A 6839-nucleotide genomic window follows, 5' to 3' on the forward strand; every position below is an offset into this window, starting at 1 on the left:
AAGAAGATGCTGCCGGATGCGCCGCGGCGCTGGTTGTATTGAGTGGTCATGTTGGCTTCGCACCTGGCGGCAGCGGCCGCGTGTGTCCATGATGCCACGAGGATGCCAGGAGGCGCGGCGAATGGTCAGTGCTTGGGAGCGCTGGTTTGCTGCGCCTGCTGGAAGTTGCGGACGAGCGCGGCGAGGTCGGCAGGGTTGACGTCGCTGACAGCCACGGCTTGGAGATGATCGGCGGTAAAGCTTTGGACGTGGAAGCCGGCGAGATCGGCGGTGAAGGGCTCGGCGGGTTCGTTGCTCTCCGTGACGAAGATGGAGACGCGGTGTTTGTGGATGCGGTAGAGAAGCTCGGCGGCGGGCTGGTTGCGGATATAGGTGAGGTTGGCGCCTTCGAGGACGGTATCAGGCGGCAGGTCGCCGGGAAGGTTGAAGCTGAAGGGGAGTTTGCCCTGGAACCAGGGTTTGACGGTGTGCTGGTCGGTGGAGATGACGCCGGGCGGCACGGAAGAGGCGAGCGCGGCGATGTGCTGGTCTACTGTTTCCGATACGAGTGCGGAGTGCGCGAGCGAGGCGAGAGTGTGCTGGCGCGTGATGTGGCGCGTGGCGATGTAGACGATGGAGGCGAGCAGGAGGGCGGCTGCGATGGCTGCATCAAGCCACAGCCTATGCGGAGCCGTTGCACGGACTGGAGCATGATGGCGGCTCGCGCGCGCGAGGCGGCCCATGAACTGCGCGGAAGGTGCGGGGCTGCGGCCTGCCTGTGCGGTGGCCTGCTTGAGCATGGACGTGGAGAGCGCGGCGGCTGTGCAGGAGGGGCACTGGGCGAGGTGCTCGTTGACGACGGCGAGTTGGTCGGGCGAAAGCTCGTTATCGATGAGCGCGCTGAGGATGGACTGATCGAGATGGCCGCTCATTTTGGCTCCTCTCTGTGGCTCGTGTTCAGGCCCAGCAGGGCGCGACGCAGAGCGTTGCGGGCGCGGGCAACGCGCGACATGACGGTGCCGATGGGAATGTCGAGCACGAGGGCGATCTCCTTGTACTTCATCTCTTCGACGTCGCAGAGCAGGAGGATTTCGACGAGGTGCGGCGGGAGGGTCTCCATGGCGGAACGAACTTCGGCCTGGTTGCTGAGGCCGATCATGCGACCTTCGGGTGTGTCCCAGTCGATGGCGGCTTCCAGCGGAGCATCGTCGTTTTCGGCGAGCGGGACGGTGCGAGTGGCGGCGAGGCCGGTGCGCGAGGTGAGGTAGGTGTTGCGGAGGATGCGGAAGATCCACGCCTTGAAGTTCGTATCGGGCTGGAAGGTGGAGAAGCCGCGCAGGGCTTTGAAGAAAGTCTCCTGCACGAGGTCTTCGGCGTCGGTCTGCTGGCGAGTGAGCCAGAAGGCGACGTTGTAGAGTGACGGAGCAAGCGGCAGGGCGAGCGCTTCGAAGTCTCGTGCTGCGTCGCGGCTTGTCGGCTTCCATTGCATGATGTGCGAGTTCCGGCGAAAGACGATGCTGGCCAAATAGCGGAAAAACATACCTCAGGAGGCTAAAGCCCCATTAAATCAGGGCGGTTTGCGGCACGACTACAGCCATGCCCTTAACAAAGCCGAAACTGAACCAAAGTCCACATCACACCGATTGACACCGATTCGACCTTGCATAGAGGAGAACGGGGGGCGGGCAAATTTATTCCCAACGGATGGAATAAACCGCGAACCGTGCAGTTTGCATGGTTGGAGGATTTTGAACCATGAACGACGATACGCGCAACTTTGCAGATCGGGATGGGCATTTGCCCATGGATGAAGTTTCACGAGACGCAGCGCCGCAGGCTGGCGACGGTATCGACCGGCGCGGCTTTTTGAGCTGCATGGCGTGGGCCGGAACGGGCCTGGTGTGGACGCTGGCCGGAGGCGTTCTCGTCTCGCGCGTCTTTGCCGCGACCGGCGAGGGCATGGCGGCGGCGAAGAGACATGCGAGCGAGAGCTTCAGCTTTGTGCAGATCAGCGACAGCCACATCGGCTTCAACAAGGCCGCGAACAAGGATGTGACGGGCACGTTGAAAACGGCGATCGATAAGATCAATGCCATTGGGGGCGCGACGCCGGACTTCCTGGTGCATACGGGCGACATCTCGCAGTCATCGAAGGCGAGCGAGTTTGATACGGCGGTTGAGGTCATCAAGGGCGTGAAGGCCGGCCCGACGTTCTATGTTCCCGGCGAGCACGATACCGCCATCGACGATGGCGCGCTGTACCGCGAGCGGTTTGGGAAGAACACGAAGGGCACGGGGTGGTACAGCTTCGATCATAAGGGCGTGCATTTTGTCGGACTGAATAATGTGCAGCAGATTGACGGCCTGGGCAAGCTGGGCGCGGAGCAACTGAGCTGGCTGAAGAAGGACTTAGCGGAGCACTCGGCTTCGACGCCGGTTGTGGTGCTTGCGCATATTCCGCTGTGGATGGTGTATCCGAGCTGGGGCTGGGGTACGCAGGATGGTGCGGAGGCGCTCTCGTATCTGAAGCGGTTCGGGTCGGTGACGGTGCTGAACGGGCACATCCATCAGGTGGTGCAGAAGGTGGAGGGCAATGTGGCGTTCCATACGGCGATGTCCACAGCGTTTCCGCAGGCTGCGCCCGGAAAGGGAAACCCGGGGCCGATGGCAGTGCCCGCTGGTGAGCTTGCGGGAGTGCTTGGCATTACGGAGGTGAAGTACGTCGCGCGGCAGGGCCATCTGGCTATTGTCGATTCCACGCTGGAGCAAAAGGGTTGAGCCGGATGCAGGCGTGGACGGCGATGGCGATTGCGGCAATGGGGCTGTCGCTGTTGCTTGCCTGCGCGCATCCGTTTGGCGATGCTCATCTGCGCGAGTCCAGCACGCAGCAGCCGTCGCTGATGGAGGGCGCGCCGGTTCCCAGGTCCGTGCGCGCACTTCTGATTCAGAAGTGTGCCGACTGCCACTCGGACGAGACGCGCTCGCCTTTGTATGCGAAGTTCGCGCCGGTGTCGTGGCTGGTAGAGCGCGACGTGATGGAAGGGCGCAGGCACATGGACCTTTCGCACTGGGCGAGCATGACGGCGGACCAGCAGGAACAGATGGTGAGCAAGATCGTTGGCGAGACGCGCATGCGGTCGATGCCGCCGCTCCAATACCGAATCATCCACTGGAGTGCGTGCATTACCGGCTCGGATGTCGAGATGCTGACGGCATGGGCACGGGGGCAGTCTGACCGAGGTGCTGAGGGCACGGTCGCAACGAATGACCCGCCAGCAGGCATAGGCGATGCGGTTCACGGCAAGCTGGTCTTCGAGAAGCGATGCACTGGCTGCCACTCTCTGACACAGAACCGCGAGGGGCCGAAGTTGGGTGGGGTGTATGGACGCGTCTCGGGTACTGTGGATGGGTTTGCGTATTCCGATGCGCTGAAGAAAGCGAAGATGACGTGGGACGAGAAGACGTTGAACAAGTGGCTTGCAGATCCTGACGCGCTGGTACCGGACAACAATATGGAGTTTCATGTGGCGAAGGCGGAGGAGCGGCGCGACGTGATTGCCTATCTGAAGCAGCCTCCCCTGCACTGATTCACTGAGCGATGCGGACGCGCGGCAGCGGCATACGCGACAATAGTCTGCATGTCGAGGATGAGGGTTGGGGCGTTCGGTCGTCTTGTCTGTGGGCTGGCTGCTCTGTGCGTGTGCGTCGCGGCAGCGGGCATGTGCGCGGTTGTTCAGGCGAAGGGCGGAGGCACACAGAGGATCTCGGCGCTGATGGTCAGCGATATTCACCTGGACCCGTTTTACGATCCGACGAAGGCGAAGCTGCTGGCGACGGCTCCGGTGAGCGAGTGGGAGAATATCCTCCGCGGGCCGGACTCGCCCGGTCGCTCGGAGGCTTACGCCGCGCTGCAGAAGGCTTGCGGAGCGAAGGCGGCGGACAGCTCCGATGGGCTGTTGCAGTCGAGCTTACGGGCGATGCGGCAGGCGGCGCCCCATGCGCGGTTTATGACCGTGAGCGGCGACATGATTGCGCATCAGTTTCCGTGCCGGTTTCGGGTGGCGGTGCCGGGGAGATCGCAGGCGGAGTACGAGGCGTTCGTCGAGAAGACGATTGACTATGTGATGACGGAGCTGGGCAAAGTGCGTCCGGGTATGCCGGTGTATGCGGCGCTGGGGAACAATGACTCGGGCTGCGGAGACTACAGGATGGATGCGGGGAGTGGCTTTCTGCGCGCGGCGGGCGAGAGCATGTTGCGCGGGCTGCTCGCTTCGGCGGAGAAAGAGAGCGCGCTTCGAGACTTTGCACGCGGTGGGTACTACAGCGTGACGATGGCCCGACCGATGCGACGAACGCGGCTGATTGTGCTGAACGATATGTTCATGTCGCGCAACTATCTTACCTGCGATGGGAGGCCCGATCCTGCGGCGGCTGAAGTGGAGCTGGCGTGGTTGAGCCGGCAACTGGATGAGGCGCGGGCGAAGCACGAACACGTGTGGGTGATGGGGCATATTCCTCCGGGGGTGGATATTCACGCGGTCGTGCTGAAGATGCGGTCGGTCTGCGATGGGGCCGAGCCGCAGATGTTTCTCTCCTCGGAGAAGCTGGCCGATGTGCTGGTGGCGAACGCGGACGTGGTGCGGCTGGGGATCTTTGCGCACACTCACATGGACGAGCTGCGGCTGCTGGGTCCAGGCAGAGGCAAGCACGGTGGGAGGATTGCCGTGAAGATGGTGCCTTCGATTACGCCGGTGCATGGCAATGACCCGGCGTTTACGGTGGCGCAGGTTGCTCCCGGCTCAGCGACGCTGGTGGATTACTCGGTGTTTGCTGCTTCGGATGGCGCGCACGCGACGTGGTCGAAGGAGTATAGCTATTCGTCTGCGTATCATGTGGGGGCGTTTGCGCCGCGCGAGGTGGAGCGGCTGGTGAAGGAGTTTGCGAAGGACCCTGACGCGAAGACTCCGGCGAGCCGCGCGTTCATTCGGCACTTTTACGCCGGAGACACGACGGGGTTGATCAAGCCGTTGTGGCCGGAGTATGTGTGCACGCTCTCGAACGACACCGGCAAGGGCTTTGCGAAGTGCGCCTGCCACTCGGCGCGCTGAGGCTTCCTGCCTGCGCCTCTTACTTGGAGGCGCGAAGGGCCGTTTCGGTTGAGGTATGCGGGTCGTTGCCCAGACGGTTCCGGTAGCTGGCGGCCACGAAGTCGCGGAAGAGCGGATGCGGCTCGAGCGGCTTCGATTTGAACTCGGGGTGGAACTGGCAGCCGAGGAAGAATGGATGGCCGGGGATCTCGACGATCTCGACGTAGGTGGCGTCTGGCGTGGTGCCGGTGATGCTGAGGCCCGCGCCGGTGAGGACGGCCTCGTACTCGCGGTTGAACTCGTAGCGGTGGCGGTGACGCTCGGAGATTTCGGTGGCGCCATAAGCCTGCGCAGCGATGGAGCCGGGTTCCAGGACGCAGTCCCATGCGCCGAGGCGCATGGTGCCGCCCATCTCTTCGACGCCGGTTAGCTCGCGGAGTTTGTAGATGATGCGGTAGGGTGTGGCGGGGTCGAACTCGCCTGAGTTTGCGTCCTTGAGGCCGCAGACGTTACGGGCGTACTCGATGCAGGCGGTCTGCATACCGAGGCAGATGCCGAAGTAGGGCGTGCCGCTCTCGCGGGCGTAGCGAATCGCGTTCAACATGCCCTCGATGCCTCGCTTGCCGAAGCCGCCGGGGACGAGGATGCCGTCGAAGCCTTCAAGCTGCTGGGCGTAATCTACGGTTTCGAGGCCCTCGGCTTCGAGCCAGGTGACTTTGAGCTTGAGGTTGTGGGCAAGCGCGCCGTGGACGAGGGCTTCTTTGAGCGACTTGTAGCTGTCCTCGTATTCGACGTACTTGCCGACGATGGCAATGGAGACCTCGTCCTGCGGGTGGTAGGCGCGGTGGACGATGTCCTTCCAGCGGGAGAGGTCGGGTGCCTTGGCATCGATGCGGAGATACTTGAGTGCGAGCGCGTCTACGCCTTCGTTGGCGAAGGTCAGCGGAACTTCATAAATGCTGGCTACGTCGCGTGCGGCGATGACGGCGGACTCCTCGACGTTGCAGAAGAGGGCGATCTTCTGGCGCATCTCGCGGGGGACGGCGCGGTCGGAACGGCAGAGGAGGATGTCGGGCTGGATGCCGATGGAGAGCATCTCCTTGACGGAGTGCTGCGTGGGCTTGGTCTTCAGCTCCTGCGCGGCAGCGATCCACGGAATAAGCGTGACGTGGACGAAGCAGGTGTTGTCGCGGCCGAGGTCCTGGCGCATCTGGCGAATGGCTTCGAGGAACGGAAGCGATTCGATGTCGCCTACCGTGCCTCCGATCTCGACGATGGCCACGTCGCAGTCGGAGGCGACTTTGCGCATGGCGGCCTTGATTTCGTTGGTGACGTGGGGGATGACCTGGACGGTCTTGCCGAGGTAGTCGCCGCGGCGCTCCTTGGTGATGATCTGCTCGTAGATGCGGCCGGTGGTGAGGTTGTTGTCGCGGGTGAGCTTGGCGTGGGTGAAGCGCTCGTAGTGGCCGAGGTCGAGGTCGGTCTCGGCGCCGTCGTCGGTGACGAAGACCTCGCCGTGCTGGAAGGGCGACATGGTGCCGGGATCGACGTTGAGGTAGGGGTCAAACTTCATGAGGTTGACCTTGATGCCGCGCGCCTCGAGCAGGCAGCCGATGGAGGCTGCGGCGAGACCCTTGCCAAGACTGGATACAACTCCGCCCGTTACGAAGATGTACTTTGCAGACATGTCCGCGACCTCTGTATAAGTTTTTGAGATTTGTGCGTGGTGGGCACGATTAAGTATGGCAGGGTTCGGGACGGGAATCAATGGGG

6 protein-coding genes are annotated in these 6839 nt (G+C 62.8%); 3 read left to right on the forward strand and 3 right to left on the reverse strand.

Annotated features, from left to right (window positions below):
• Positions 1 to 125 precede the first annotated feature (125 nt).
• Together VFU66_RS15235 and VFU66_RS15240 are read right to left on the reverse strand one after the other, a co-directional pair.
• Positions 126 to 911, reverse strand: a complete 786-nt coding sequence (locus VFU66_RS15235) for an anti-sigma factor family protein (protein WP_326447123.1) — start codon at positions 909 to 911, stop codon at positions 126 to 128.
• Entirely contained in the window at positions 908 to 1519 is a 612-nt protein-coding gene (locus VFU66_RS15240) for a sigma-70 family RNA polymerase sigma factor (protein WP_326447124.1), read from the reverse strand. Before VFU66_RS15240 ends, VFU66_RS15235 begins: the two co-directional genes overlap by 4 nt.
• Before the next feature lie 215 nt (positions 1520 to 1734).
• On the opposite strand from VFU66_RS15240, the gene VFU66_RS15245 reads away from it, so the two are divergent.
• The 3 genes from VFU66_RS15245 to VFU66_RS15255 are packed head-to-tail and all read left to right on the forward strand — an operon-like array spanning position 1735 to position 5087.
• Positions 1735 to 2757: a metallophosphoesterase family protein gene (locus VFU66_RS15245; RefSeq protein WP_326447125.1), complete on the forward strand. Its 1023-nt coding sequence runs from the start codon at positions 1735 to 1737 to the stop codon at positions 2755 to 2757.
• Positions 2758 to 2762: 5 nt separating this feature from the next.
• Entirely contained in the window at positions 2763 to 3566 is an 804-nt protein-coding gene (locus VFU66_RS15250) for a heme-binding domain-containing protein (RefSeq protein WP_326447128.1), read from the forward strand.
• A gap of 60 nt (positions 3567 to 3626) precedes the next feature.
• Entirely contained in the window at positions 3627 to 5087 is a 1461-nt protein-coding gene (locus tag VFU66_RS15255) for a metallophosphoesterase (protein WP_326447126.1), read from the forward strand.
• Between the two features lie 19 nt (positions 5088 to 5106).
• Here the strand turns inward: VFU66_RS15255 and pyrG are convergent, their stop codons facing one another.
• The gene (gene pyrG, locus VFU66_RS15260; RefSeq protein ID WP_326447127.1) at positions 5107 to 6753 is read right to left on the reverse strand and encodes a CTP synthase; all 1647 of its coding nucleotides are present in this window, start codon (positions 6751 to 6753) and stop codon (positions 5107 to 5109) included.
• Positions 6754 to 6839 lie beyond the last annotated feature (86 nt).

This window comes from Edaphobacter sp., assembly GCF_035763405.1.
Lineage (GTDB): Bacteria > Acidobacteriota > Terriglobia > Terriglobales > Acidobacteriaceae > Edaphobacter.

What these genes read in the sequence shown, in the direction of transcription:
- VFU66_RS15240 (WP_326447124.1), bottom strand. Translation starts at nt 1,519, where the DNA reads ATGTTTTTCCGCTATTTGGCCAGCATCGTCTTTCGCCGGAACTCGCAC.
- VFU66_RS15255 (WP_326447126.1), top strand. Translation starts at nt 3,627, where the DNA reads ATGAGGGTTGGGGCGTTCGGTCGTCTTGTCTGTGGGCTGGCTGCTCTG.
- VFU66_RS15235 (WP_326447123.1), bottom strand. Translation starts at nt 911, where the DNA reads ATGAGCGGCCATCTCGATCAGTCCATCCTCAGCGCGCTCATCGATAAC.
- VFU66_RS15245 (WP_326447125.1), top strand. Translation starts at nt 1,735, where the DNA reads ATGAACGACGATACGCGCAACTTTGCAGATCGGGATGGGCATTTGCCC.
- pyrG (WP_326447127.1), bottom strand. Translation starts at nt 6,753, where the DNA reads ATGTCTGCAAAGTACATCTTCGTAACGGGCGGAGTTGTATCCAGTCTT.
- VFU66_RS15250 (WP_326447128.1), top strand. Translation starts at nt 2,763, where the DNA reads ATGCAGGCGTGGACGGCGATGGCGATTGCGGCAATGGGGCTGTCGCTG.